The sequence below is a fragment of the Robiginitalea sp. SC105 genome (genome assembly GCF_014243345.1).
Lineage (GTDB): Bacteria > Bacteroidota > Bacteroidia > Flavobacteriales > Flavobacteriaceae > Robiginitalea.
Genome location: NZ_JACLZF010000001.1, coordinates 800,645 through 826,825 on the forward strand (window position 1 = coordinate 800,645; position 26,181 = coordinate 826,825).

A 26,181-nucleotide genomic window follows, 5' to 3' on the forward strand; every position below is an offset into this window, starting at 1 on the left:
CCAAACTCACCCTTCGTAGACTTTTTCGAACACCTCGCAAACCACGATCATGCTTTCCCTCGGGACACGTCCAAAAGGGGCCAGTTCCCGGGCAAAGGATTCCCAGTGGGCCTCTTTCCACTGCTCCAGGGAGCCGTCCCCTTCGCCCTCGAGCTTGGCGTAGGAGGAGGAGATGCTGAAAAACGGCTTCAGCCGGACAGCCACGGTGCGCAGGATACACTTTGCATTTCCCTCCCAGTCTGTCAGGATGGTGAAATCCCCGATTTGCGGCAGGGATTCCCCCCGGTGCTGTATGCCGAGCAGGGAGTGGCTGTAGGACCGTTTATTGCCATTGCAGATGAGTTTCAGGTTGCGGTCGGCCTCCTCGGGGTTGTTTCCCAGTGGGCGGACCTTTGGTTCGCCCGAAAAGGCGTATTCCAGGTGGCGGTCAAGATAATCGCCCCAAAGGCGTTTAGCGCTGGTGTTTTTCATTGAGATTTGTAGGGTTAACTGAATGCACCTGCCTTGAATTGGTCGGCCGCATGGGCAGCAGCCCTGGCAGTAAAGGCCATATAGGTAAGGGACGGGTTCACGCAATTTGCGGAGGTCATGAATGCCCCGTCGGTGACATAGATGTTGGGTACGTCGTGTACCTGGTTGTGCTTATTGACCACGGAGGTCTTCGGGTCGTGGCCCATGCGGGCCCCGCCCATTTCGTGTATGCCCAGCCCCGGCCCGGTTTCCCGTTCGTAGGTGCGGATATCCCGGAATCCCGCCGCCTCGAACATGGCGACGATCTGCCGGAGGATGTCTTCCCGCATCCGGTATTCATTTTCTTTGAACTCCACGTCAAAATCGAGCTGGGGGAGCCCCCACTGGTCGCGTTCGGAAGGGCTCAGGCGCACCCGGTTGTCGTGATAGGGCAGCATTTCCCCAAATCCGGTAGCACCGATGGTCCATGTCCCCGGCTTCCCAATCACCTCTTTCAAACCGGCCCCGTAGCCCATCTCGGCCACGGATTCCGTCCAGTCACCCCGGCTGGCCGACCCCTGGTAACCAAAGCCCCGGATATAGGCTTTCTTTTCCGAATCCCTGCCCATGTTCACAAAGCGCGGGATATAGAAACCATTGGGGCGCCGGCCCTTGTAATACTTGTCCAGGTGCCCCTCCACTTTGGCATTGGCCCCCAACTGGTAGTGGTGGTCCATGATATTCCGGCCAAGCTGGTCGTAATTGTTGCCAATCCCTTCCGGGAAGCGTGCGCTTTTGGATTGGAGCAGGATGCCCACCGATGCCATGGCCGAGGCACAGAGGAAGATGACTTTAGCGTTGAAGGTGAGTTTTTCGTGTGTTTCCGCATCGATGACCCGGACGCCGGTGGCCCGGCCTGTGGCTTCATCCACGATGATTTCATGGACGATGGCCAGGGGCATCAGGGTCATGTTCCCGGTGCGTTCCGCTGCGGGAAGCGTGCTGGAATTGCTGCTGAAATAGCCCCCGAACGGACACCCCCTCCAGCAGCGGTTCCGGTACTGGCAGGCGTTGCGGCCTTCAGGGACATTATTGGGGTCCGTGACGTGGGCGGCCCGCCCCACGGTGAGCAGGCGGCCGTCCGTGAAGGACCCGGCAATTGCCTTCTTGAGGTCTTCTTCCGGGCAGTTCAGCCCCATGGGCGGCTGGAAGACGCCGTCCGGCAGGTGGGGCAGGCCCAGGGCCTCTCCGCTGACACCGATATAGGACTCCACCTTGTCGTACCAGGGGGCAATGTCCTTATAGCGAACCGGCCAGTCTACCGCAATCCCGTCCCTTTTGTTGGCCTCAAAATCCAGGTCGCTCCAGCGGTAACTCTGCCGGCCCCAGGTGAGCGACCGGCCCCCCACCTGGTAGCCGCGGATCCAGTCGAACCGTTTGGTTTCCTGGTAGGGGTGCTCCAGGTCGTTGACAAAGAAATGCGCCACATCGGGCCGTGGTGCCCATCCCACCCGGAGTTGTTTGTGGTACTGCCGTTGCCGTTCCCGGTCCATCTCGTTGCGGTAGGGCAGGTCCCAGTCGTCCAGGTTGGCAGTGGGGTAGTCCTCGATGTGTTTTACCATTTTGCCGCGCTCCAGCACCAGGGTCCTGAGCCCCTTTTCGCAAAGTTCCTTGGCAGCCCATCCACCGGTGATACCGGTGCCTACGACAATTGCATCGTATTCTCCTGAGGGTTTGATCACGATTCCACGGTTTATTCTCGGGTATTTTCTATATTTATGTCGGCCGCATGGCGACCACCCGAATTACAATTCATTAAATATAGGGTATAATTCACAAACTGCTGCGGGAATACGGCGCCGGGAGGACCGGTGGCAGGGCCCCTGTCCAGGTGCTTTTCCGTGCAGTTATCCCCCCGTAGTTCGGGACCGATTTTAAACTACCATAAAAACCAGACAGAGATGAAAACAATTAAAGGGCCGGCCGTTTTTCTGGCTCAGTTCGTGGACAACAAAGCACCTTTTAACAGCCTGGACGGAATGTGCAAATGGGCCTCCGACCTCGGGTACAAGGGAATACAGATACCGACCTGGGAGCACTTCCTGATCGACCTCGACAAGGCCGCGGAAAGCCAGGATTACTGCGATGAACTCAAGGGAAAGGTGCAATCCTACGGCCTGGAGATTACCGAACTGTCCACCCACCTGCAGGGACAGCTCGTTGCCGTACACCCCGCTTATGACCTGATGTTCGACAATTTTGCGCCGGACAAGGTAAAGAACAACCCAAAGGCGCGCACGGAGTGGGCCGTCGACGTGGTGAAGAAGGCCGCGACAGCGAGCCGGCGGCTGGGGATCAAGGCACATGCGACTTTTTCAGGCGCCCTGTTGTGGCATACCTTCCACCCCTGGCCCCAGCGCCCCCCGGGACTGGTGGAAATGGGGTTTGAAGAACTGGCCAAACGCTGGAAGCCGATCCTGGACCACTTTGACAAGGAAGGCGTGGACGTCTGCTATGAGATCCACCCCGGTGAAGACCTCCACGACGGGGACACCTTTGAGCGCTTCCTGGAAGCGACCGGGAACCACCCCCGGGTCAACATCCTCTACGACCCCAGCCATTTTGTGCTGCAGCAACTGGATTACATCGAATACATCGACCATTACCACGAGTTCATCAAGTCCTTCCACGTCAAGGATTCCGAATTCAACCCCACCGGCAAGAAAGGGGCCTTCGGGGGCTACAACGACTGGGGCAACCGTGCGGGCCGCTACCGATCCCTGGGCGACGGGCAGATAGACTTCAAGACCATCTTTTCCAAACTGACCCAGTACGGTTGCGACGTTTGGGCAGTCATGGAATGGGAATGCTGCATCAAGAGCCCGGAACAGGGTGCCCGGGAGGGGGCCGAATTCATCCGGGACCACATCATTGAGGCCACCGAAAAGACCTTTGATGATTTTGCCGGCGGGGATATCGACAAGGACATGCTCCGGAAAATTTTGGGATTATAACGAATCAGACAACTTTAAAACAACCATGAAAAAAATAACGATGTTAGCCTGTGCCTGCCTGGTGATCCTGGGCTGCAAGGAAAAAAAGGAAACCGAAACGGAGGCCGCGGCGGAAGCCATGGAAACCGCCGAAATGGGCGAAACCGCCGAAGCGGAATGGATTGTGCTCTTTGACGGCACCTCCTTCGACGGCTGGAAGGGCTACAACCAGCAAGGGGTACCCGACGCCTGGACCATCGAGGATGGCGCCATGGTGCTGACCCCGCCCGAGCAACGCCCCGAGGGGGCCAATTACAACCTGGTCACCGAATCCGCCTATAAGAATTTTGTGCTTTCCCTGGAATGGCAGATCAGCGAGGGGGGCAACAGCGGTGTCTTCTGGGGCGTCGAGGAGCTGGACCGGTTTGGCCAGCCTTACGAAACGGGGCCGGAGATCCAGGTGCTGGACAACGAGAAACACCCGGATGCGAAGGCCGGGACAACCCACCAGGCAGGAGCCCTCTATGACATGATCGCCCCTGCCAGGGACGTCACAAACCCCGTAGGCGAGTGGAACACCATGGAAATCACGGTAGACTATGAAGGCCAGTCCGGGAAGGTCGTGCTCAACGGCACGGAACTGCTCACCTTCCCCCTGGGGAATGAAGCCTGGGACGCCATGGTGGCCGATTCCAAATTCGACGGCTGGGAAGGCTTCGGGAAATTCCCGGAAGGCAAGATCGGCCTGCAGGATCACGGGGACAAAGTAGCCTTCAGGAATATCAAACTTAAACCGCTGTAAGATGAAAAAATACCTAACCGGGCTGCTGGCCCTGGCCTTGCTGGCTTCCTGCCAGGAAAAAGTGGAAGTCATGGAACCTGAACCGGTGAGCGGCGAGCCGCAGCCAATCGTCCATGAGGAATACCAGGGGGAGGAACCCACCACCCCCGAGGAGACGGAATTCTATGAACCGGTACCACCCACGGTACAGCCCTATGCCCAGGGCGGGGCGCCGAGCGATGCCGTCGTCCTCTTTGACGGCAGCGGCTTTGAGAACTGGCAGATGGTGAACGACAGCTCCGATGTGAAATGGCACCTGAATGACGACGGCAGCATGACCGTGGCCGATAAAACCGGCGACATCCAGACCAAACAGGAGTTCGGCGACATACAGCTCCACCTGGAGTGGCGCTCCCCGGCAGAGATCGGGGGGGATGGCCAGCACCGCGCCAACAGCGGGGTTTTCCTGTGCGGCATCTACGAGGTCCAGGTGCTGGACAACAACGACAACGACACCTATGTGAACGGGCAGGTCGCCTCGATTTACAAGCAGCATGTTCCCCTGGCAAAGGCTTCGGTCCCCACCGGCGAATGGAATACCTACGACATCATTTTCCACATGCCCGAGTTCAACGAGGCAGGGGAGAAGATCAAGTCGGGGACGCTGACCGTTATCCACAACGGCGTCCTGGTTCAGGACCATGTGGAGCTCAAGGGCACCACGCCCTATATAGGCTGGCCGGACAACCCGCCCCACGGCAAGGGGCCGCTCAGGCTGCAGGACCACGGGGATAACAGCCGGGTGAGTTACCGGAATATCTGGGTTCGCGAACTCTGATTTTACTACCTTTGGCAAAACAGCCCACACAGGTATGATCCATTCCATGACCGGGTTCGGGAAACACGTCATCCAGCTTCCCGGCAAGAAAATAACGGTAGAACTTAAATCCCTCAACAGCAAGAGCCTGGACATCAATGCCCGGGTGCCCCAGGCATACCGGGAAAAGGAGTTGGTTTTCAGGAACCGAATCGCCCAGGAACTGGAGCGGGGGAAGGTGGACATGAGCCTCTATGTGGAGCTAACGGGCGACCAGCCTTCGGCGGAGATCAACGCGGCTGTGGTCCGCAAATACATGGATCAGCTCCGGGAGCTGGCAGACGGGGAGCCCCAGGGTTTCCTGGAAATGGCGCTCCGCCTGCCCGATTCCCTGCGGACCGAGCGGGAGGAAATCGACCCGGAGGAATACGCTGCCATCGAAGCGGCCCTGCTGGAGGCCATCGGGGAGCTGCAACAATTCCGCCGGGACGAGGGCAAGGCGCTGGAGGCCGACTTCCGCCAGAGGATAGCTGCGATTTCGGCCCACCTGAAAGAGGTGGAAAGCCGGGACGGGGAACGCCTGGCCGCCGTGAGGGAACGCCTGCAGAAAGCGGTAGCGGAAATCCGGGAATCGGTCGATGAGAACCGGTTTGAACAGGAGCTCATCTTCTACCTGGAAAAATATGACATCACCGAGGAAAAAGTCAGGCTCTCCAAGCACCTGGAATATTTTGGGCAAAGCCTGGAAAGCGCCGATTCCAACGGTAAGAAACTCGGATTTATCTGCCAGGAAATCGGCCGGGAGATCAATACCATCGGCTCCAAGGCAAACGATGCGCCCATGCAGCGGATCGTGGTACAGATGAAGGACGAACTGGAGAAAGTAAAAGAACAAATCCTCAACGTACTCTGATGGCAGGGGGGAAGCTCATCGTGTTTTCGGCCCCTTCGGGCAGCGGCAAGACCACCATTGTGAGGCACCTGCTGGAACAGCCCGAACTAAACCTGGCGTTTTCCGTCTCGGCCACCTCCCGTCCCCGGCGCCCCAAGGAAAAGCACGGGGAGCACTACTACTTCATGACCGTTTCCGAATTCAAAAAGCACATAAAAAACGGGGACTTCCTGGAATGGGAAGAGGTCTACCGGGATAACTTCTACGGGACCCTGAAGAGCGAAGTGGAGCGCTTGTGGTCCGAGGGCAAGAATGTCATCTTCGACATCGATGTGGCCGGGGGGTTGCGCATCAAGAAAAAATTCCCGGACCGTACCCTGGCTGTTTTCGTCAAGCCCCCGAGCGTGGACGAGCTGAAAATCCGGCTGAAAAAGCGCAGTACGGAGAGTGACGACAAGATCAACATGCGCATCGCCAAGGCTTCGGTGGAACTTGCAACGGCCCCCCAGTTTGACCGGATCATTAAAAATTACGACCTCGATACGGCCCTCAGGGAAGCCCGGGAGCTGGTGGCCGGCTATATCGCTTCCCCTGCCCCGGACAGCACCCCCGGGAAAAAGGAATAACCGCAACTTTCCCGCCCCCATGAAGAAAACTGGCCTGTTTTTCGGCACTTTCAACCCGATCCACATCGGCCACCTGATCATTGCCAACCACCTGGCCGAATTCTCCGACCTGGATGAGGTGTGGTTCGTGGTTACCCCGAGGAGTCCGTTCAAGGCCAAGGAAAGCCTGCTGGACGACCACCACCGCTTCCAGATGGTCTATGAAGCCGTAAAGGAATATCCCCGGTTGCTGGCCAGCGATGCGGAATTTAAAATGGACCAGCCGAATTACACCATCGATACGCTGACCCGATTGCGGGAGCAGTACGGGACGGACCGCGTCTTTTCACTCATCCTTGGGGAGGACAACCTGAAGGGGTTCCACAAATGGAAGAACTACGAGGCGATCCTGGCCTATTATTCCCTGTATGTATACCCCAGGATCAGCGGGGGCAAAATCCCCGGGGAATTCGAAAGCCATCCGTCCATAACGCGGGTGGACGCCCCGATCATGGAATTGTCGGCCACCTTTATCCGGACCCAGCACAAGGCGGGTAAGAACATCCGCCCGATGCTTCCCGAGGCGGTTTGGAAATACATGGACGAGATGAATTTTTACCGGTGAGGCCGGGAATGGGCGTGCCCTTCAATTAGTTTTTGGGCCCAGGCAAGCCCTTCCTCCATGGAGGTGAAAATCCCGCTGGGACAGGGTAAAAAGCGCTGTTCCAGCCTGGCGATGCGCAAATTGAGCTCATTGTACACTACAGCTCCGTACCCCAGCAGAAAGGGGAACAATTTGTGGGCTTCCAGGTGCAGGGTGGGGTCCAGGGAATAGGAAAACTCCCGGTCGGACAGGTATACGGCCGGTTGCTGGGCGTTGTAGAATTCAATGCCAATTGCGATGACCGGCAAGACATCATCCAGGGAAATCGCCTGCCCTTCATGGACTTTTCCGATAACCAGGTTCTTATAAAACCGGAAGGTGCCGATTTCGAGCTGGTACTCGGTGATAAAGGTAGTTTCGAGTTCTGTTCCGGTCATTGCCCATGGATCTCCTGCAAAAGTTATAAATTATCTGATCCGGATTTTGGGAAGAGCCGGATAATCGACCAACGACCAAATTATCAGTGCAAATGCACCTGCCTGCCCGCCTCAAGCAGGTCGGCACCGAGAAATTCCCCGGTGTCATTCCGGTACCATTTGCGCAGTTTGGGGAGGCGCATGCCGCCGAGTCGGGCTTCGCCCTCGAGCAGGATGTACTCCCCGTCATTTTTGGACCGGTCGTGGTAGAACCGGTAGGCGCCCAGAGCATAGGTCTGCGGGTCAAAATAAAAGATCCAGGTATCCAAACCGGTTTCCGGATCGTAGGTGGCTTCCAGGGCGAGGTAGGCCTTTCCGTGGAAGCGTACCCGTTCCACCCCGGGTTGGAGTTGGGTTCCCGGGTCGCGGAGTTTCATGGGGAGGCCGTAGAGGTAGCTGTAATAATCGCGCAGCATCCGGGCGCGATCGCAGGTGAGGTTTTCCGAAGCGGCAATGGATTCCGAAAAGCTGGTTTCGCCCATATACCGGAGCTCGCAGTGGTCGCCGGCCAGCGCGTATTTCTTGGTCACCCCATCCTGTTCCACGCAAATCCGGAACAGGGAGCGATCCTGTTCCATGTGGATATAGCTCATCCGGTCCGCACCCCCGGGCCGGGTGGCCAGGATTTCAAGGTCTGCCTCCAGGCTCCCCCAGTGGCCCTCCGGGTCGTGGTAGGCGATGCTCTTGTCCAGGAGTTCAGAGGCAGTAATAGCCTGGGAAAGGCCAGTGACAGATACTTGTAATAGCAGGAGCCATATCAGGAAGGGGCGTTTCATATTGCGGTCTTTCTTTATGGCTAAAAGGAAATTCTATAGCCCGCTCTTACTCCGATTTCTTAAAGTAGGGGCGCTTTTTCAATAACCGAAGGATTTCGGGATGCTTCATAGGCCGAACGGTATTGTTCCAGCAGGTTTATTGTAGCAGTCACAAAATCCTTGGTCTCAAGCAAAAGCGAAAAATAAAGCGTGGTATTTTTAGGGCTGGACTCTTCGCTCCTGGTCCTTGCCACCTGCTTTTCGATTTTCTGGGAAACCATATCGAACAGTTCCTGCTTGCGGTCGACAATCATGGCAATATCCTCCAGCGCATTCTTGTCAAATGCCTCTTTGGTAAAATTGAGGATTTCCTCCAATTTGAGGTCGATCTCCTTCAGTTCCTTGATCTGGTTGTACTTGAGCTTTTTGTGATTGTTGTGGACGTGTTTGTGGCTAACCTTACCGATGTATTCGAGGGACTGTGCCATATCCTGCAGATCCCCGAGTATATTGATATAAAAATTACTCGCCCCTACGTGGCCTTCATCCAGATTCTTGATAAAGTAGAATATGCTGTCCCGAAGGTCGTCGATCTCAGCCAGGAGCTTGGTCCCCTGTTTCTTGTTTTTCTTCAACAAATCAAGGTCCATCTTCGATAGCCCGTTAATGGAGTTGGTGTAGATCTTGTTGCTGCGCTTCAACACATTGGAAATATTGCTGGCACTCTCTGAAATCACCCCCTGCAGTGAACTGCTTTCTGCCCTGTTGAGGGTGTCCTCCGCCTTCAGTTCGCGGCTCATCTTGCGATGGGAAATATAGTTGCGCGCCAGCAGCAGAATAGCCACAAATAGCAATATACCGATAGCCGTGCCTTTCCCAAAGCTGATAACCGTCAGAATGGCTCCTGATGCAATAAAGGCGATGATGGCGGTCATGAACCACCCGCCGATTACGTTCAGGACGCCAGCAACCCGGTAAACGGCACTTTCGCTACCCCAAGCACGATCGGCCAGGGAGGTTCCCATGGCTACCATGAAGGTCACATAGGTGGTGGAAAGGGGTAATTTGTAGGAGGTCGCTACGGAAATCAGGATACCCGCAACCATCAGGTTAACCGCGGCCCGAACCATGTCAAAGGCCGGGAGTTCGTGTACTCTTCCCTTGCTAAGTTTTATGACAGGCTTTTCGAAACGCTTGTCGATCCGCTGTTGCAGGCTATTCGGGATAACCGTACGGGTATAGGTTCCGATCATTAACGAAAAGCGGACCAGGGTGCGGGAAAGGAAATTGGGTTCAAAACGTTCCCTTGCCTCGCCTTCCCGTGCCAGGTTGATCTCGGTATCCGCCACATAGCGTGCTTTTTTGGAGAGCCACAGGGTTACGACCATTACGAGGCCCGAAATAAAGAGCAGTATGGTAGGGGTGGGGACCTTATTGGCCAGCACACTCATGCTGAAAGAACCGGCTTCAACCCCTGACGCGGACCATGCTTCATAGGACTGGTATGCGGCGATGGGCACACCTATAAAATTGACCAGGTCATTTCCGGCAAATGCCAGGGCAAGGGCAAATGTGCCGACCCCGATGATTACCTTGTAGATGTTGGTTTTGGCCAATCGTATCAGGGCAATGGAAAGCAGCGACCAGAATACGATGCTGATAAGAATTATCGGGACTACCCGGGCTTCCAGAAACTCAGAAATTTTTACTCCGCCAATGGCATCGTAGGTTACATCGGCAAATGGTGTGCCTTTGATCCCTTTCATAAAGATGAAATAGGTGATCGCCGACAGAGCAACCCCGCCGAAAACTGCACCTACCCAGTCCTTCTTTTTCTGGAAATTATAGGAGAGCATGAGCCTGGACAACCATTGTACGCAAGCCCCGATCGAAAATGCCACGACGACCGACAAAAGGATCCCCATGATAATCTCGGTCGCTTTGCTCGTATTTATGTAATTAATAACATCCGTAAAGCTTCCCCCATCGGCGGCTATTTTGATCATGGACATGGCCACTGCGGCACCCAAAAGCTCAAAGACAATGGATACCGTCGTTGAGGTGGGCATCCCGAGGGTATTGAAAAAGTCAAGGAGCAGGATATCCGTGATCATCACTGCCATAAAAATGAACATGATCTCGTCAAAATAGAATTCTCCCGGGTTGAAGATGCCCTTTCGGGCAACTTCCATCATGCCGCTGGAGAAGATGGCCCCAAAGGCAATGCCGAGGCTTGCCACGATCATGATTGTCCGGAAGGAAATCGCCTTGGACCCGATGGCGGAATTCAGGAAATTCACTGCATCATTGCTCACTCCCACAACGAGATCCGCTACAGCCAGGGCGGCCAGAGCAATGATCATTAACAGGTAAATATTATCCATAGTAATTTGCTAAAACAATTTACAAATATCTCTTCTAAAAGCCCGGCAGGTGTTACCTAAAAGTTATTTTATTTTAGAAATGGAGGTCCAGCTGAAGCCTGTACATGAGTTCGTCCGAACCGGCTACCGCGTCGAGGTAGCTGATATCCGTTTGTACCTTAAGCTTATGCCCTGAAAAGTACCTGGAGAGCCCCAAGGTGTACTGCGAAAGGGGTGCCGCACCAGTAACGGTTTCGTCGAGTTCAATATGCGTATACCGGCCGGCAACTTCCCAGTTTTTGGCCGTCAGATACCCGGCCTGGAGATTGAGCCCATTACCCACTGCCACCACATCCCCTGTCGGGCTGCCATCACTGTTCAGTGCGATCGGGTCATCTGCTTTACGGTCGGCGTATTCCCCCATGAATGAGAACCCCCGGTATTTGAATACCGCATCCACGAACAGTGTTTTTATCGGGGTCTGGAACAGGCCGGTATCTGTGAACATATAGGATCCCAGGTTGCTCCGGGTCCGGACGGCATCGTCATTGTAGTCGTACGACGATGCCAGCATGAGTTTCGGAGCGGGTTCCCGAACCAGATCCGCCCCGCTGTATTCGCTGTCTTTTGTGAATGCGCCAAAAGGGAGTAGTTCCAACCTCGCTGTATACTTATGGCCACCCTGGTTCCCCTGGGTTACGTTCCGGCCCTCACCCTGCGAAAAGGCCAGGATTTCCCGGATCAGGAAGCTATTGGTCAGCATGGTGTGGTGCCGCAGTTGAAAGCCGATGTCCCGGTCGATATTGAAGGTGCTGTTTAACAGGGAACGATCCACCAGTTGCAGGTCGCCGGAGGAGATTACCCGCTCCACGTTTCCGGGAAGCTTTGTCTGGCCGGCCCAAAGCACGAAATTCTCGTAGAAATTCCATTTAACCACTGCGTCCATTACAAACCTCGGACTGTTCCGGGTAAATTCCGAGGCACCCGACATATCGCGGTTGGACAATCCCAACTCGATTTTGTATTCCAGCTTGGGCGAGAATGCGTAACCGTCAAATTTCAGGCGGGAACGCCGTATCAGGAAATTGGTGGAAGGGTCTGCCAGGGAACCTGCGGCATTTTCGGTCCAGTCGAGTGTCGTGAGAAACTGAAAGCGAAGACCCACCTTCATAGTCCAGGAACTGTCCTGTCCTACCAGGTTAAACAGGCCTTTGCCAAATGCCGGAGCATTTGCTTCTTGAGCGGAAAGGGTGGCGGCAAGGAAAAATGCCATAAGGGCCGCCTGGAATCGGATTACTTTCAAAGTTTAGTTTTTTGTCACTGCAAAGAACCGAAAGGCTTATTAAGCCAAGGTTAACTAAACTTTAATTGATACACATAAAAAAACTGCCTTGGCCAGAGGCAGTTAGCGTATCCATACAAATACAGTCGACAAAAACTAAACTTTATATGTAATACAGCATGTGACTAATCACCTTACAAAACTCTGATACAAAATTTAGTTTAGGGTAACCGGAATATTAAGGAATTATGAATGTTCCTGGTTTTGGCGGCCTCCGGGTACACTAAGAATCAAATAATTACGTTTTAATGTAAAATTAATGTTACGTAAAAGTTGATTAAAGGTTAAAATTAATTATCTTTAAACCTACAGAAAGATTTTTGTTATGAAGCGTCTGATACTGATACTGTTGATTGTTCCCGGGCTCATGCTGGCACAGCAAAAGCGGGATGCGAAATTACTTGAAGATGAAAACCTGATTCAGGCGGTTTATTATCATCCCAACGGCGAGATCAGTCAGGTGGGCACATTTAACCTGCAGGGACAGCTTCACGGGGACTGGATAAGTTATTCCGAAAACGGAGAAAAGTTGTCCATGGGTTCCTACCTCAATGGTGAAAAGGATGGCAAATGGTTCTTCTGGGACAAGGGAATCCTCCGTGAGGTGGATTACGAAAAGAATTTGATTGCTTCCGTCCAGGAATGGAAGGAAGGCACCCGGTTGGCCGTCAACAGGTAAAACTACCCGGGTCCATAATATTAAAGCCGCGCGTGATTCACGCGCGGCTTTTGTTTTTTATGACTTTTCTACCCCCTGGCTTCGGGGTGTGGCCTGTTTAGTTGATGCCAACCGTCCAGCCGGATCCCCAGCTGCTTACGTCGGTACCTGTCCCGTTGCCGACCCCGGAAAGGAAATCCGCGTCGGTGAAGGTAAAGCCGGTATCGTTCTTTACCTGGGTGGTCACCCCGTTAAAGGCCACGTCGATTACCTGCAGCAGGTCATCGAGCACGCCCTGTCCGGTGGGGTTGTCGCCGGTATCCCCGTCCAGGTCAAAGGCCTCTTCGAAATTCGTTACCACCACGTTGGTGAAGATCCCCTGGGTCCCGGCGCGCAGGCGGATCGCCTCATTCCCGGCAAGCCCGGTACCGACGACCGTCACGTTGGTGACATTGGGGGCAGAAAAATACCCGCCTTCATTGCTGAAATCGGTATTGTATCCATCGCACTCAAACGCCTTGTCGTGGGAAGTGCCGTGTTGTACGTACACATCGGTGATGGAACCGATATAGCCTTCGGTCCAGTCGATGGAGTCATCTTCGCAGTTTACCACCGCCACATTGCTGACGTTTACGGTGCCCCCGAAAAATTCCACCCCGTCGTCGGAGCCTTCGAAGATCTCAATGTAGCTGATGGAGGTACCGTTGCCAACCCCGTAGAGGGACAGGCCGTTCAACTCCGCATTCCCGTCGATGGCCCCTCCGGCATATTCGATACGGACATATTGCAGGGTCCCGGAATTATCCCCGGGGGTGTTGCCTCCGTAGGAAAGGCCACCCACTTCTGAAGTGGCGGTATCCTCCGAGCCATCGGCGGTCGAGTTGATCGGTGCCCGGCCACAGATAACGAGTCCGCCCCAGTCCCCGGAGCCCGGGCTGCTGGCGTTGGATGTCATTACGATCGGGGCGGAAGCACTTCCAACCGCATTGATCTGAGCGCCCTGCTGGATGGCGATATAGGCATTGACCCCTACCGGCTGCACCTTGATGGTGAGGCCTGCGGGGATGCTCAGGGTCGTACCGCTGGCCATCAATACCGGTCCGGTTACCACGTATTCCGTGTTGGCGTCGAGGGTCAGGTCCTGGGTGTAAACCCCGCTGAGGTTTACGGTGGTGTCTCCGGGATCTTCACCCCCGCCTCCGGTATTGTTGTTGGTGGTGTTGTTGGTCACGCTGTTATCGTTGATCACGATATCGGACGTATCGTCGCTCTCGCAGGAGGCCAGCAGGGCAGCGGCAATACCAAGGGTTAAAATGGTTTTCTTCATTGTTTTGAGTTTAATTGTAGTATTAGAATTTATAGGCGAGGGTAAGACCCAGGTTTACCCCCCAGTTGTATTGGCGTATGATTACATCACCGATTCCGATGTTTTCTCTCACAAAGGAGATATCCGGGTTCAAAAGGTTTTTGGCGCTCAGGTTGACCTCCAGGTGCTCCCCGATCTCGTTCTGCCAGACAAAGTCCAGCGTGGGTACGGCCTTTTCCACGATATTTCCGAGGCTACCGGCCCCGAGAGAAAAGATCCGGTCCGAGAAGTAGGAGAATACCAGGGTTGCCTTGGGGCGGTAATTCCCGAATACCGGGCTGAAGTTCAGGTCCGAGTTGATCACAAAGGGGGAGGCCCCTTCCAGTTCGTCCGAATCCCGGTCAAAAGAGGTGCCGAAGGTATTCCGTTCCCCGGCAGGGATATCCTGCAGGTCCTGGCTGGTATAGTTGTACGCGGCATTCACCCCGGCGGACAGCACGCTGTTCTCCTCGGCATCCGACAGGATCGTCTTGCGGAATTCCACCTCAAAGCCCAGGATGTCTGCCTTGTCGCCGGTGCGGAAGTACCGCTGGGTCCCTGTGGCATCGGCTGCAACAACCCGGTTGATGGGATCCTTGATGGTCTTTGCAAAGGCGGTCAGGGATAAGATCTCTCCTCGGGAGATAAACCATTCGTATTTCAGGTCAAAGTTGTAGACATCCGAATAGGTGGCTCCAGAGCCGTCCAGCCCCCCCAGGAGGTCTGGGTTCCCACCGATCCGCTGGGTGACGGATTCATACACAAACGGGGCAACCTCCTTGAATTCGGGGAAGGAAGCGGTTTTACTGAAGGAGAATCGCAGGTTGGCATCCTCGCTCAGCGCGTAGCGCACGTTCAGGGAAGGCACAAATATGTTCTCGTAGGCTTCCCGGAAGCCCGGGTCATCCGGCCGGATGTTGATCACGTCGTAGCTGACCTGCTGGGAGAAGGATTCCAGGCGGATTCCGGGGACCACCAGCCATTTTTCGCTCGGGGTCCATTGCAGGTTCACAAAACCGGCGTGGATGTTCAGGTTCCCCTTGTAGGTGTTTTCCGGGAGTCCCGGCCGGTTGCGGTTGCCGATGTCGTTGTTGATCGGATTCAGCACCAGCAGGTCCCAGAGGCCGCTGCCTTCGGGGATGTTGATGTTCGTAACGTTAAAAATACTGTTCAGGTTGTTCACATCGGTTACAGGGGTGCCCGCCCGGTCCTGGATTTCATACCCGTACCGGATACTGTTGAAGCGACGTTCCTTCCGCCGGCCGTTATACCCGAATCCAATGGCTACCTTTTCGGAAGCCTTGTACCCCAGGTTGAGGTAGCTGTTCAGCTCGTCATCCTCGATGCTCTGGAAAAACCGCTGGTTGTCGAAGGGGATGTTGGTGTAGAAAACCGGGTTGGTGGCCGGGTCGTTGTCCAGGGCCAGCTGGTAATTCTCCAGGGTAATCCGCTTCCGGTCCGGTTCGTCGGAGAACACCTTGTTGAAACCGGTCCCCCAGTCCAGGGTCCATTTGTCGTTAAAACTGTGTTGCCCGTTCAGCTGGTTTACAAAGATCATGTCCTGGTTGAACTGTACGTTCATCACGTAAAAGCCCTGGTCGGTATCGATGATGGCGTCCCGGTTGGTCCCCTGCCCGTTGACCCCGTAGTAGCCGACGGCGTCGGTGGCGCTGTTTATGAACAGGCTGGTGAAATTCACCTTGTGGTAGGGGTTGATCCGGTAGGTGAGGTTGCCGAGCAGGGTGGTGTTGGTGGAGTAGCTGTATTCATTCACCGTGGGGAAATCCACCTTCAGCACGTTCGTAAAGTCCCTGGCAGGGCCTTCCAGGAAAGAATAGCCGCTGTCAAAGCTTCCTGAAACAAAGGTGCTCAGGCGGGATTCCTCCCCTACATTCCAGGAGTAGCCGGCTTCCAGGGAGCCGTTCAGGTTAACCGGGTCCCAGGCGGGTTGCGGGTCCACGCCGTGGGAAAGCACCACGGCAAACGGGTCGTTGTCGTACCGGTTGTAGAACCCATAGGCGCTTGGGCCTTCCGACCGGACAAAATCCAGCCCGGCGGCATTGGTGTTGAGGCCGGTTCCCGTGGAAATTTTCAGGTAGCCGTCCCCGTTGTATTCTTTGGAACTCACATTGACGTTACCTGCGGCAAAATCCGAGTAAAAGGCTGCCGAGTAGGCTTTACTGACCGCCACGTTCTCGATGATACCCGAAGTAAAGAGGTTCAGGTCGATGTTCTTTTTGTTCACATCGTTGGAGGGCAGGGACAGCCCGTTCATGGTTGTATTCTGGTAGCGGTCGCCCAGGCCCCGGACATATACCTCGTCCGATCCCTGTTGTTTGGAGATCCCGGCGATCTGTGAGACCGCGGCAGCTGCGTCGTCAATACCCTTCCGGGCAAGGGCTTCGGCACTGATGGCCTCCTCGATGACAACCGCTTTTTTCTGCTGAAGCAAAAGGGCGATTTCAGAATCCCGGGAGGCCGACGTAGTCACCACGACTTCATCCAGGGCAACCCCTTGGTTGGCAGCCATCGGGACATTTACCTCGGTTACCTTGCCGGCTTCAACTGACACATCGGGGATCTCAACCGTTTCGTATCCGAGGAAACTAAAGACCAGGGTATAGCTGCCGGGCTCCAGGTTGGTGATTTCGTAGAGGCCATCAAAATCGGACGTGGTCCCCTTGGTGGTCCCTTTAACCAGGATATTGGCAAACGGCAGAGGTTCATCGTTCATCTCGCGGTCGGTCAGCAAACCCACAACGGTTCCCGTATTTTGGGCTACTGCACTGAATCCGGCCAGGAAGATGAGTGCGATCAGGAATTTTTTCATTTTCTGCATTGAATTTCGGTGGCAAAGAACGCTATGGGTTGTAAGGTTCGGGTTAGCTGGGGATTAAACCTTTATTGCCTTACTGTTAGCGGAACGTTACCGTATTAAGCCAGTGTTAACGGCAGGAAAAGTCCGTATCGGGCGCCTGAAAAAAGTTTTATCTTGCAGCCTTACGAAAACCGTTATGATGCAGTGGGAGCGGCTGTTGTCGCTAAAAAGGCAGGGGGATACCCATAAGCGCCTGAGGAAGGAACAGGACGAGACCCGCCTGGGGTTCGAGGTGGACTACGACCGGATCATTTTCTCCCCCTATTTCCGGAGCCTGCAGGACAAAACACAGGTAATCCCCCTTTCCAAGACCGATTTTGTGCACACCCGGCTGACCCACAGCCTGGAGGTTTCCGTGGTCGGTCGTAGCCTGGGCCGCCTGGCGGGCTCCCAGGTGCTGGGAAACCATCCCTACCTCTCGGAGGTCCACGGGTACCGCTTCAACGATTTTGGTGCGATCGTCGCCGCCGCGGCCCTGGCCCACGACATCGGCAACCCACCCTTTGGCCATAGCGGGGAGCAGGCCATCGGCGCCTTCTTCAGCCACGGCCCGGGAAGGAAGTACCAGGACGCCCTGACGGAAAAGGAATATGAGGACCTGCTCCGGTTTGAAGGGAATGCCCATGGGTTCCGCCTGCTGACTGCCTCCCGGGAGGGGATCCCCGGCGGGCTCCGCCTTAGCTATGCCACCCTGGGGGCCTTTATGAAATACCCCAAGGAATCCCTGCCCAGGCGGCCCATCCGGCATATCGCCGCCAAGAAATACGGGTTTTTCCAGTCGGATACCGGAAGTTTCGAGGAGGTGGCCGGGGAGCTGGGCCTGCTTGAACTCGGCAAGGGCCCGGACCGGTTTTTCTGCCGGCACCCCCTGACCTACCTGGTGGAGGCGGCGGACGATATCTGCTACACCATCATCGATTTCGAGGACGGGATCAACCTGGGGCTCATCCCCGAGGACTTTGCCCTGGAATACCTGATCAAACTGGTCAGCGAAGGGATCAACACCGAAAAATACCGTGCGATCCCCTCCATGCAGGACCGCCTGGGCTATTTGCGCGCCATCGCCATCAATTCCCTGGTCCGGGACGCCGTGCGGGTATTCATGGAAAACGAGGAGGCTATCCTCAAGGGGGAATTCCCAATGGCCCTGCTGGATCAGAGCCGTTACAAAGCCCAGATTTCCGACATCATCGATCTCAGCGTGGAACGGATTTACAAATCCCCGGAAGTGGTGGAGAAGGAGGTTGCCGGATACGCCATCCTGTCGGATATCCTGGAAGTGGTTACCGGGGCCCTGGTCCGCCAGCTGGAAGGCGGCGGTTCCGCCTACGACGGGCTGATCCTGCAATTACTGCCGGAAACCATCCGCCTTGGGGAGGCCCGAACGGTTTATGACAAGCTCCTGCAGGCGTGTTCCTATGTCGCCTCCCTTTCGGACGGGGCGGCCGTCCACCTGCACAACAAGATCACAGGCAAACAGCTTTGAGGCACTTTTTTAAGGCACTTTGGTTTTTCCGACAGGCCCGCAGCCCACTAGACGGATTATTTTCCCCCCTTAGAACTTGTATTAGAACTTGTAATTGATCCCGATGCCCAGTTGCTGTCGGAACTGGGTTCGGGGGGAGCCCGCGTCGATCACCGTCCCGTCCGGGGCTTCCACCCGGTCAAAGAGGATGTCGTCATCGTAGATCAGGTGGGTCAGGATGCTTGCGTTGATGAATTCGTTCACCTTGAAATCGAATTTGAGCTGCCAGTCTACATCCACATTGCCAAAGACCCGGAGGTAATCCGTATAGAGCGACAGGTTGTGGTTCAGGATGATGTTTTCCGAAACCGGGAACTCCCATTTATGGGTGACCAGGAAACCGAGCTCCGCAAAGAGGTTGGACCCTTCTTGCAGCACATTGCCCTGGGCATCCAGTATGGCTTTCCGGACCCCGAAGGCCCCGTTGTTGGCCAGCGTCTGGTCCAGGACAAAGGTCCCCTTGAAGGTCAGGGGCGAAATATACAGGTTGAATTCCTGCCACTCGGGGATATACGAGGTACCTGCCCCCAGGAAGAGGTAGCCCGGGGCCATGAAGCGCGAGATAGGCTGGGAGCGGTCGGGGTATTTGAAACCGTCGGCGAACTGGGTGTTGAAATTTACCTTTACCGAATAGTACCAGCTGCTGATGGTATCCCGCCGGTAACCGACAGTGCTGCTGAAACGGATGGCATCGTCCGTTTTCCGCCATTTTCGCCCTTCCTGGGCGTTCCAGCCAAAGCGGAGCTCCAGGTCGTTGTCCCACTGGAAATAGCGGAATTTGTAGTTCCGTTCAAAGTAGAGTTTCCCGAGGGCGGAAACTGCGTTGTCACCCCCGGCATTCCAGTTGACGAAGGCCACTTCGCTTAGCTGCAATCCGAATTCGTTTTTCGATTCCCAGAAGGAAGGCACCCGGAAGCGCTTTTTCCGCTTCAGCAGGGGTTTGGTATCCTTGAAGGAGATGATCGGGTTGGTCAGGTTCACGCCCCGGGGGATGATCCGGATGGGATACTGGTTGGTCCGGATCACCAGGGTGTCGGTCGGGATGTCGGCTGGGGGGATACTGTCCTGCCCGAAGGATAGGCCCGTGAACAGGAGGCATGCGATGCCCACCAGCAGTTTTTGAGCACTGCTCTCAGTCATGCGTCAGGTTGTTTAAAGTCCGGAGCAGGGATGTGCTGTCCAGCCCCAGCTCCGCATAGAGTTCTTCAATGGTCGCGTGCTCCGGGAAACGGTCTGGAATCCCGAGCCGGTGCACCCGGCCGGAATATTCCATCCCGGACAACACCTCCAGTACCGCACTGCCGAAGCCGCCTTCCAGGCAGCCGTCCTCCAGGGTAACCACCTGCCGGTAGCCTCCGGCAATCTCCTGCAGGGCTTCCCGGTCCAGGGGTTTGGCAAACCGGAAGTCGTAATGCCCGAAGGCCCCGGGGGTTTCCACCTTTTCCAAAACCTCGCTGACCGTCTGGCCGATGGGCCCCAGGGACAGCACTGCGATCGCGGAACCTTCCTGCAATTTCCGTGCCTTTCCTACTGCCACTTCCCGGAAGGGGCCCTGCCAGTCGGGATGCCTGCTGTAACCCCGGGGATACCGGATGGCGATGGGGCCCCCGGGGTTGAGTTGGGCGGTATAGAGCATGTCCCGCAGCTCCCGGTTGTCCATGGGGGCCATCAGGATCATCCCCGGGATACACCGGAGGAAGGCGATGTCGTAGATCCCATGGTGGGTGGGGCCGTCCTGCCCCACAAGCCCGGCCCGGTCCAGGCAAAAGACCACGGGGAGGCCCTGCAGGGCCACATCGTGGATCACCTGGTCGTAGGCCCGCTGGAGGAAGGTCGAGTAGATGGCGCAGAATGGGATGAGGCCGTCGGCGGCCATCCCCGCCGAGAGGGTAACGGCATGTTGTTCCGCAATGCCCACGTCAAAGGCCCGGTCGGGGAATTCCTCCATCAGGTATTTCAGGGAGCTGCCCGTGGGCATGGCCGGGGTGATCCCGACGATCCGGGGGTTCATCTTTGCGAGTTCCACCAGGGTATGGCCAAAGACATCCTGGTATTTGGGGCCGCGGCCAGGGTCGTTTTCACGGCGGACCAGGTCCCCGGTATACTTGTCAAAGCGGCCCGGGGCATGGTAGGTCACCTGGTTTTCCTCCGCCTGGCGGAGGCCCTTTCCTTTTGTGGTTACCAGATGCAGCAGCTTGGGACCCGGCTGGGATTTAAGGGCCTGCAGCTGCCCGACCAGGCCGGGCAGGTCATGGCCGTCCACCGGCCCGGTATACTGGAAGTTGAGGCTTTCGAACAGGTTTTCGGTTGCCGAGCGGCCGGCCTTGACCTGGGTAAGGTACTCCTTGAGTGCGCCCACGCTGGGGTCGATGCCTATGGCGTTGTCGTTCAGTACGATCAACAGGTCCGTGCCCGAAACCCCGATATGGTTCAGGGCCTCAAAAGCCATCCCCCCGGCAATGGAAGCATCCCCGATCACTGCGATATGTTTCCGGGCGGTATCCCCGCGCAACTTTGCGGAAAGGGCCATCCCGAGCAGTGCCGACAGGGAGGTGGAGGCGTGCCCGGTCCCGAAGGCATCATACGGGCTTTCGTCCCTTTTGGGGAACCCGCTGATACCCCCCTTCTGGCGGTTGGTATGGAACTCCCCCCGCCTCCCGGTCAGGATCTTGTGGCCGTAGGCCTGGTGGCCCACATCCCAGATGAGCCGGTCTTCCGGGGTATTGAAAACGTAGTGCAGGGCCAGGGTGAGCTCCACCACTCCCAGGCTGGCGCCCAGGTGCCCTTCCTTGACGGACAGCACATCGATGATAAAGGCCCGGAGTTCGGCCGCAAGTTCGGTAAGCCGGTCTTGGGGAAGCTTTCTGAGGTCGGTCGGGTCTGTTATTTGGTCCAGCAGGTTCATCTGTGCAGGCAAAGGTACTGCAATTTGAAAATTGGAGCTGCAGGGGAATGCGTGCATAAATTGTATTTTTGGCCGTATGGAATTGATACTTGACGATGCCTTCTTTATGCGCAAGGCCATCCAGGAGGCCGAACTGGCTTTTGAACTGGGGGAGGTGCCCGTAGGCGCGGTCATTGCCGTAAGGGACCGGGTCATTGCCAGGGCCCATAACCTCACCGAAAAGCTCAACGACGTGACGGCCCACGCCGAGATGCAGGCGATTACCGCTGCGGCTAATTTCCTGGGAGGGAAATATTTAAATGAATGCACCCTGTATGTCACCCTGGAGCCCTGCCAGATGTGTGCCGGCGCCCTTTACTGGAGCCAGGTGTCCCGGGTGGTTTACGCTGCATCTGACCCGCAACGGGGGTTTACGGCCATGGGGGGGAAGCTGCACCCGAAAACCCAGCTTTCCGGGGGTATCCTGGAAGCGGAAGCTGCCGCTTTGCTCAAGCGGTTCTTTATCGAAAGGCGGAATTTGAACTGACTGCCTGGATTCCGGGCAAAAAAAAACACCGCGCCAGGGGCGCGGTGTGAGCTCGTCTTCAAAATAAAATATAGCTAGCCGATTACATGCACGTCGGCCGCAACCATTCCTTTGCGTCCTTCCGTTTCCTGATATTCTACTTTGTCTCCCTGATTCAGCACCAGGCCGTCAAGGGCGGTGGCGTGAACAAAGATGTCCCTTCCGGTGTCATCGTTGGTGATGAATCCATAACCTTTGGATTCATTGAAAAATTTAACAGTTCCAGTCATTTAAAAAAAAATTAATAGTAATAAAAGTAGTACGAAGGTAAAAGAAAATCCAATATCCGCCTTAAAGGCAGAATGAGAAATTTTCAAAAATTACTGGTTTTCAGTCGTTTTCTTCCGGTTTTCACGCATTTCGCGGATTTTTTGGTCCGTAAGCATGTAATCCTTCAAATTCTTGCCCCGGGATTCCGAGACCAGGAATAGGGGCATGGCCAGGAGGAAAAGGCCTACCACCCCGAAGCCGATCAGCTTGTTGGCGGTAACGGGGGCTTCCTCCATCAGGGTGAAACCGTAGATGATGCCGGCCGCAGAGGCCAGGACAATCAACAGGACCAGGTAGCGCATCAGTTTTCGCATCACCTGGCAAAGGTAATCAACTTGCGGCGGTAGGCCGTAAGCAGCTTGGACTTGGAGACGAATCCGGCGTATTTCCCGTCCTTGATCACCGGCAGGTTCCAGGCCCCGCTGTCCTGGAACTTCTTCATCACCTGCTTCATGCTGTCCGATTCGTAGAAGATCTTCTCGGGGGGGTTCTGCATAAAGGAAGCCACGGTGATTTTTTCGTACATGGCCGTGTCGAACATGAATTCCCGGATGTCGTCGAGCAACACGATGCCCTCCAGCCTGCCCCCGGCATCCACCACGGGGAAGATGTTCCGGGCCGATTTGGCCACGGACTGCAGCAGCATTTCGCCCAGGGTCATCTCCTTGCGCACCTCCCGGAACCCGGTTTCAATCACGTCGTCCAGTTCCATCAGCGTCAGGACCGTCTGGTCCTTGTTGTGGGTGATCAGCGCCCCGATCTTTGCCAGTTCCCGGGTGTAGATGGTGTGGTCCATGATATTGCGGGTGATCAGGAAGGACATGGCGGCAGTGATCATCAGGGGGACAAATAAATCGTAGCCCCCGGTGATCTCCGCAATCAGGAAGATGGCCGTGAGCGGGGCGTGTATCACCCCCGCAATCAGGCCGGCCATCCCGATCAGGGTAAAGTTGGACTCGCTCACCGACAGGCCCAGGCCCATGTTGTTGATCACCTTGGCCAGCATGTTCCCGAGGGCGCCCCCCATCACCATGGTCGGGATAAATATCCCCCCGGCGCCGCCAGCCGCAAATGTGGTGGTCATGGCGATTGCCTTGAACAGGGTGATGCCGAACAACAGGGCGATGACCACCCAGATATTCCCGGTATAGGCGTCGAAGGGGGTGGTGCCCAGTGCGGCCAGGTGGTCACCGTCCAGCAGGCTGTTGATAAAACCGAAGCCCTCCCCGTAGAGGGGCGGGATAAAGTAGAGCATGGTACCGATGGCCAGCCCCCCGACAAGCAACCGATACTTGGGGCTCTTGAGGGGTTTGAAGAGTTTCATGATCCCGAAGTACATCCGGGTAAAGTAGACCGAGGCCAGGGCCGTGACCATACCCAGCAGGATGTAGTACAGGCTGTCGCGGACGGTGAAGGAATCCTGGAGGTCAAAGGTGAACAGGTTTTCATCGCCCAGGAAGAAATAGGAGGTCAGCACCCCGGAGATGGAGGCGAGCAACAGGGGCAGCATGGAGAGCATGGTGAGGTCCAGGCTGAAGACCTCCACGGCAAAGATGATGGCGGCGATGGGCGCCTGGAAGACCGAGGCGATGGCCCCGGCCGAGGCGCAGGCGATCAGCAGGGTGCGCTCCCGGGCGCCGATGTGCAGCAGGCGGGAAATATTCGAGCTGATGGCGGCACCGCTGGCAACAGCCGGACCCAGCAACCCCACGGAGCCCCCGAAGCCGACGGTGAGCGGGGCGGTGACCAGGGGGGTGATGATCTTCCGGGCCCTGATGAGCCCCTTTTTCCGCGATAGTGCAAACAGGATGGAGGAGATGGCGTGTTCCAGGCGTTCCCGGTGTACGTATTTCACGTAGAGGTACACCAGCGTGAGGCCCACGATGGGCAGGATGAAATAGACCTCCTCGCTCAGGAAGAGCACGCCCCGGTCCAGGGCCGATTCGATAAAATAGGTGGAGTTCTTCAGGGTGACGGCCGCCAGCCCTGCGAGGAAACCAATGACCACGCTCATCAGGTGGGTGAAGGTCTTATGGGAAATATGCTTGTATCGCCACTTAAGGAACCTGGTCAGCAAGCTATGTGGTTGGTTGCCCATATCCCGATCGATCGACCTAAAAGTACAAAAATACCCGTGCCCCGGCGGGCGGGCATCGCCTCAATCTTTCAGCAGGCCCAGGTGGAGTTCCTGCAGCTGCCCGGCATCCAGGGGTGCAGGGGCATCGATCATCACATCCCGGCCGCTGTTGTTCTTGGGAAAGGCGATGAAATCCCGGATGGATTCCTGCCCGCCCAGGATGGCAACCAGCCGGTCCAGGCCAAAGGCAATACCGCCATGGGGGGGTGCCCCGTATTGGAAGGCATCCATCAGGAAGCCGAATTGCTGACGGGCCTCTTCCTCCGAAAAGCCCAGGTGCCTGAACATCACTGCCTGCATTTTTTTGTCGTGTATCCGGATGGACCCGCCCCCGATTTCGTTTCCGTTCAGCACCAGGTCGTAGGCATTGGCGCGGACCGCTGCGGGGTCGGTGTCCAACAGCTTCAGCTGCCCCGGTTTGGGGGCGGTGAAGGGGTGGTGCATAGCGTGGTAGCGGCCGGATTCCTCGTCGAATTCCAGCAGGGGGAAGTCCACGACCCACAGGGGGGCAAATTCCCCCGGCCTGCGCAGGCCCAGGCGGGTAGCCATTTCCATCCGGAGCGCGCTCAACTGGGTGCGGGTGGTGGCGGCCTCCCCGCTCAGCACGCAGATGAGGTCGCCGGGACGGGCCCCCGTAGCCTCTGCCCACCGGGCCAGGTCCTCGGGTTCGTAAAATTTGTCGACGGACGATTTGTAGCTGCCGTCTTCGTTGCATTTGACATAGACCATGCCCCCGGCGCCTATCTGGGGCCGCTTTACCCAGTCCACCAGGGCGTCGATCTCCTTGCGAGTGTAATCAGCTGCCCCGGGAACGGCGATCCCCACTACCAGTTCGGCCTGGTTGAAGACGTTGAAGTCCCGGTGCCGGGCCACCTCGTTCAATTCCCCGAATTCCATCCCGAAGCGGATATCCGGCTTGTCCGACCCGTAACGGCGCATCGCCTCATCATAGGTCATCCTCGGGAATTCGCCCACTTCCACCCCGTTGATGGTTTTCAATATATGCCGCGTGAGGCCCTCGAAGGCATTCAGGATATCCTCCTGTTCCACAAACGCCATCTCGCAGTCTATCTGGGTGAATTCCGGCTGGCGGTCTGCCCGCAGGTCTTCATCGCGGAAACACTTGACTATCTGGAAATACCGGTCCATGCCGCCCACCATCAGCAATTGCTTGAAGGTCTGGGGCGACTGGGGAAGGGCGTAGAATTCCCCCGCATTCATCCGGCTGGGGACCACGAAGTCCCGGGCGCCTTCCGGCGTGGATTTGATCAGGTAGGGGGTTTCCACCTCGATAAACCCCTGGCCGGACAGGTATTTGCGGACTTCCATGGTTACCTGGTGGCGGAAGATGAGCTTGTTTTTTACCGGGTTTCTCCGGATGTCCAGGTAGCGGTATTTCATGCGGAGCTCGTCCCCCCCGTCTGTCTGGTCCTCAATGGTAAATGGCGGGGTTTCGGCCGGGTTGAGGACGGTCATTTCGGTAACCAGTACCTCGATCCCGCCCGTGGGCAGCTTCGGGTTTTTGGAAGCCCGCTCGATCACCGAACCCTTCACCTGCAGCACAAATTCGCGACCCGTTTCCCGGGCCCGTTCCAGCAACCCTTCCGGGGTGCGGTCCTGGTCAAATACCAGCTGGGTAATGCCGTAGCGGTCGCGCAGGTCGATCCAGACGACAAAGCCCTTGTCCCGGACCTTGCCCGCCCAGCCCGCCAGGGTCACCTCCTGGTCAATATGCGATTCCCTCAGTTCACCACAGGTATGTGATCGGTACATAATCTCCTTATTTATGCTGGCAAAGGTACTGCAGAAAGGGGGAAGCT

The 26,181-nt window shown here is 56.3% G+C and carries 23 protein-coding genes; 9 read left to right on the forward strand and 14 right to left on the reverse strand.

The features are described from left to right. Positions 1 to 6: 6 nt before the first annotated feature. On the reverse strand, positions 7 to 471 hold the full coding sequence (locus tag H7F20_RS03540; RefSeq protein WP_185784750.1) for an ASCH domain-containing protein: 465 nt from the start codon (positions 469 to 471) through the stop codon (positions 7 to 9). Between the two features lie 14 nt (positions 472 to 485). Continuing rightward, positions 486 to 2,192, reverse strand: coding sequence for a GMC family oxidoreductase (locus H7F20_RS03545; RefSeq protein ID WP_185784751.1), 1,707 nt, complete (start codon positions 2,190 to 2,192; stop codon positions 486 to 488). 219 nt (positions 2,193 to 2,411) lie between these two features. Here H7F20_RS03545 and H7F20_RS03550 point away from each other — a divergent pair, with 219 nt between their 5' ends. Genes H7F20_RS03550 through nadD form a run of 6 tightly spaced genes read left to right on the forward strand, consistent with a single transcriptional unit; the run spans position 2,412 to position 7,163 of the window. Beyond that, entirely contained in the window at positions 2,412 to 3,464 is a 1,053-nt protein-coding gene (locus tag H7F20_RS03550; protein ID WP_185784752.1) for a sugar phosphate isomerase/epimerase, read from the forward strand. Positions 3,465 to 3,489: 25 nt separating this feature from the next. Then, entirely contained in the window at positions 3,490 to 4,245 is a 756-nt protein-coding gene (locus H7F20_RS03555) for a DUF1080 domain-containing protein (protein WP_185784753.1), read from the forward strand. A 1-nt stretch (position 4,246) separates the two neighbouring features. Next, entirely contained in the window at positions 4,247 to 5,062 is an 816-nt protein-coding gene (locus H7F20_RS03560) for a DUF1080 domain-containing protein (RefSeq protein ID WP_185784754.1), read from the forward strand. A 34-nt stretch (positions 5,063 to 5,096) separates the two neighbouring features. Next, positions 5,097 to 5,954 carry a YicC/YloC family endoribonuclease gene (locus tag H7F20_RS03565; protein ID WP_185784755.1) on the forward strand — a complete coding sequence of 286 codons (858 nt, stop codon included), beginning with the start codon at positions 5,097 to 5,099 and terminating at the stop codon, positions 5,952 to 5,954. Further along, positions 5,954 to 6,559 carry a guanylate kinase gene (gene gmk, locus H7F20_RS03570; protein WP_185784756.1) on the forward strand — a complete coding sequence of 202 codons (606 nt, stop codon included), beginning with the start codon at positions 5,954 to 5,956 and terminating at the stop codon, positions 6,557 to 6,559. The genes H7F20_RS03565 and gmk overlap by 1 nt, the downstream gene beginning before the upstream one ends. A gap of 19 nt (positions 6,560 to 6,578) precedes the next feature. Further along, a complete protein-coding gene (gene nadD, locus H7F20_RS03575) occupies positions 6,579 to 7,163 on the forward strand; it encodes a nicotinate (nicotinamide) nucleotide adenylyltransferase (protein ID WP_185784757.1) in 585 nt (194 codons plus the stop codon). On the opposite strand, the gene H7F20_RS03580 is transcribed toward nadD, so the two are convergent. The 4 genes from H7F20_RS03580 to H7F20_RS03595 all read right to left on the reverse strand — a co-directional run bounded on the left by H7F20_RS03580 (position 7,154) and on the right by H7F20_RS03595 (position 12,039). Next, entirely contained in the window at positions 7,154 to 7,579 is a 426-nt protein-coding gene (locus H7F20_RS03580) for a hypothetical protein (protein WP_185784758.1), read from the reverse strand. The two genes, nadD and H7F20_RS03580, sit on opposite strands and share 10 nt — an antisense overlap. 83 nt (positions 7,580 to 7,662) lie before the next feature. Next, on the reverse strand, positions 7,663 to 8,394 hold the full coding sequence (locus H7F20_RS03585) for a DUF6503 family protein (RefSeq protein ID WP_185784759.1): 732 nt from the start codon (positions 8,392 to 8,394) through the stop codon (positions 7,663 to 7,665). Between the two features lie 59 nt (positions 8,395 to 8,453). Next, positions 8,454 to 10,757 carry an inorganic phosphate transporter gene (locus H7F20_RS03590; RefSeq protein WP_185784760.1) on the reverse strand — a complete coding sequence of 768 codons (2,304 nt, stop codon included), beginning with the start codon at positions 10,755 to 10,757 and terminating at the stop codon, positions 8,454 to 8,456. 73 nt (positions 10,758 to 10,830) lie between these two features. After that, positions 10,831 to 12,039 (reverse strand): porin, encoded by a 1,209-nt coding sequence (locus H7F20_RS03595; protein ID WP_370588469.1) that lies wholly within the window; start codon positions 12,037 to 12,039, stop codon positions 10,831 to 10,833. A gap of 364 nt (positions 12,040 to 12,403) precedes the next feature. Between H7F20_RS03595 and H7F20_RS03600 the strand changes: the two genes are divergently transcribed. Further along, entirely contained in the window at positions 12,404 to 12,757 is a 354-nt protein-coding gene (locus tag H7F20_RS03600) for a toxin-antitoxin system YwqK family antitoxin (RefSeq protein ID WP_185784761.1), read from the forward strand. A gap of 97 nt (positions 12,758 to 12,854) precedes the next feature. Here the strand turns inward: H7F20_RS03600 and H7F20_RS03605 are convergent, their stop codons facing one another. Further along, the gene (locus H7F20_RS03605) at positions 12,855 to 14,063 is read right to left on the reverse strand and encodes a multidrug transporter (protein ID WP_185784762.1); all 1,209 of its coding nucleotides are present in this window, start codon (positions 14,061 to 14,063) and stop codon (positions 12,855 to 12,857) included. Between the two features lie 22 nt (positions 14,064 to 14,085). Next, the gene (locus H7F20_RS03610; protein ID WP_255443970.1) at positions 14,086 to 16,911 is read right to left on the reverse strand and encodes a TonB-dependent receptor; all 2,826 of its coding nucleotides are present in this window, start codon (positions 16,909 to 16,911) and stop codon (positions 14,086 to 14,088) included. Positions 16,912 to 17,098: 187 nt separating this feature from the next. Here H7F20_RS03610 and dgt point away from each other — a divergent pair, with 187 nt between their 5' ends. Continuing rightward, positions 17,099 to 18,445 (forward strand): dGTP triphosphohydrolase, encoded by a 1,347-nt coding sequence (gene dgt, locus H7F20_RS03615; RefSeq protein WP_185785818.1) that lies wholly within the window; start codon positions 17,099 to 17,101, stop codon positions 18,443 to 18,445. Positions 18,446 to 18,526: 81 nt separating this feature from the next. On the opposite strand, the gene H7F20_RS03620 is transcribed toward dgt, so the two are convergent. Together H7F20_RS03620 and H7F20_RS03625 are read right to left on the reverse strand one after the other, a co-directional pair. Beyond that, on the reverse strand, positions 18,527 to 19,624 hold the full coding sequence (locus H7F20_RS03620) for a DUF3078 domain-containing protein (RefSeq protein WP_185784764.1): 1,098 nt from the start codon (positions 19,622 to 19,624) through the stop codon (positions 18,527 to 18,529). After that, a complete protein-coding gene (locus H7F20_RS03625; protein WP_185785819.1) occupies positions 19,617 to 21,389 on the reverse strand; it encodes a 1-deoxy-D-xylulose-5-phosphate synthase in 1,773 nt (590 codons plus the stop codon). The genes H7F20_RS03620 and H7F20_RS03625 overlap by 8 nt, the downstream gene beginning before the upstream one ends. A gap of 76 nt (positions 21,390 to 21,465) precedes the next feature. Between H7F20_RS03625 and H7F20_RS03630 the strand changes: the two genes are divergently transcribed. Further along, positions 21,466 to 21,915 carry a nucleoside deaminase gene (locus H7F20_RS03630; protein WP_185784765.1) on the forward strand — a complete coding sequence of 150 codons (450 nt, stop codon included), beginning with the start codon at positions 21,466 to 21,468 and terminating at the stop codon, positions 21,913 to 21,915. 74 nt (positions 21,916 to 21,989) lie between these two features. Here the strand turns inward: H7F20_RS03630 and H7F20_RS03635 are convergent, their stop codons facing one another. The 4 genes from H7F20_RS03635 to aspS all read right to left on the reverse strand — a co-directional run bounded on the left by H7F20_RS03635 (position 21,990) and on the right by aspS (position 26,134). Then, positions 21,990 to 22,184 (reverse strand): cold-shock protein, encoded by a 195-nt coding sequence (locus H7F20_RS03635; protein ID WP_015753109.1) that lies wholly within the window; start codon positions 22,182 to 22,184, stop codon positions 21,990 to 21,992. A gap of 90 nt (positions 22,185 to 22,274) precedes the next feature. Further along, positions 22,275 to 22,538 carry a hypothetical protein gene (locus H7F20_RS03640; protein WP_185784766.1) on the reverse strand — a complete coding sequence of 88 codons (264 nt, stop codon included), beginning with the start codon at positions 22,536 to 22,538 and terminating at the stop codon, positions 22,275 to 22,277. Further along, positions 22,538 to 24,322 (reverse strand): chloride channel protein, encoded by a 1,785-nt coding sequence (locus H7F20_RS03645; RefSeq protein ID WP_185784767.1) that lies wholly within the window; start codon positions 24,320 to 24,322, stop codon positions 22,538 to 22,540. The genes H7F20_RS03640 and H7F20_RS03645 overlap by 1 nt, the downstream gene beginning before the upstream one ends. A gap of 60 nt (positions 24,323 to 24,382) precedes the next feature. Continuing rightward, on the reverse strand, positions 24,383 to 26,134 hold the full coding sequence (gene aspS, locus H7F20_RS03650) for an aspartate--tRNA ligase (protein ID WP_185784768.1): 1,752 nt from the start codon (positions 26,132 to 26,134) through the stop codon (positions 24,383 to 24,385). Between the last annotated feature and the right edge of the window lie 47 nt (positions 26,135 to 26,181).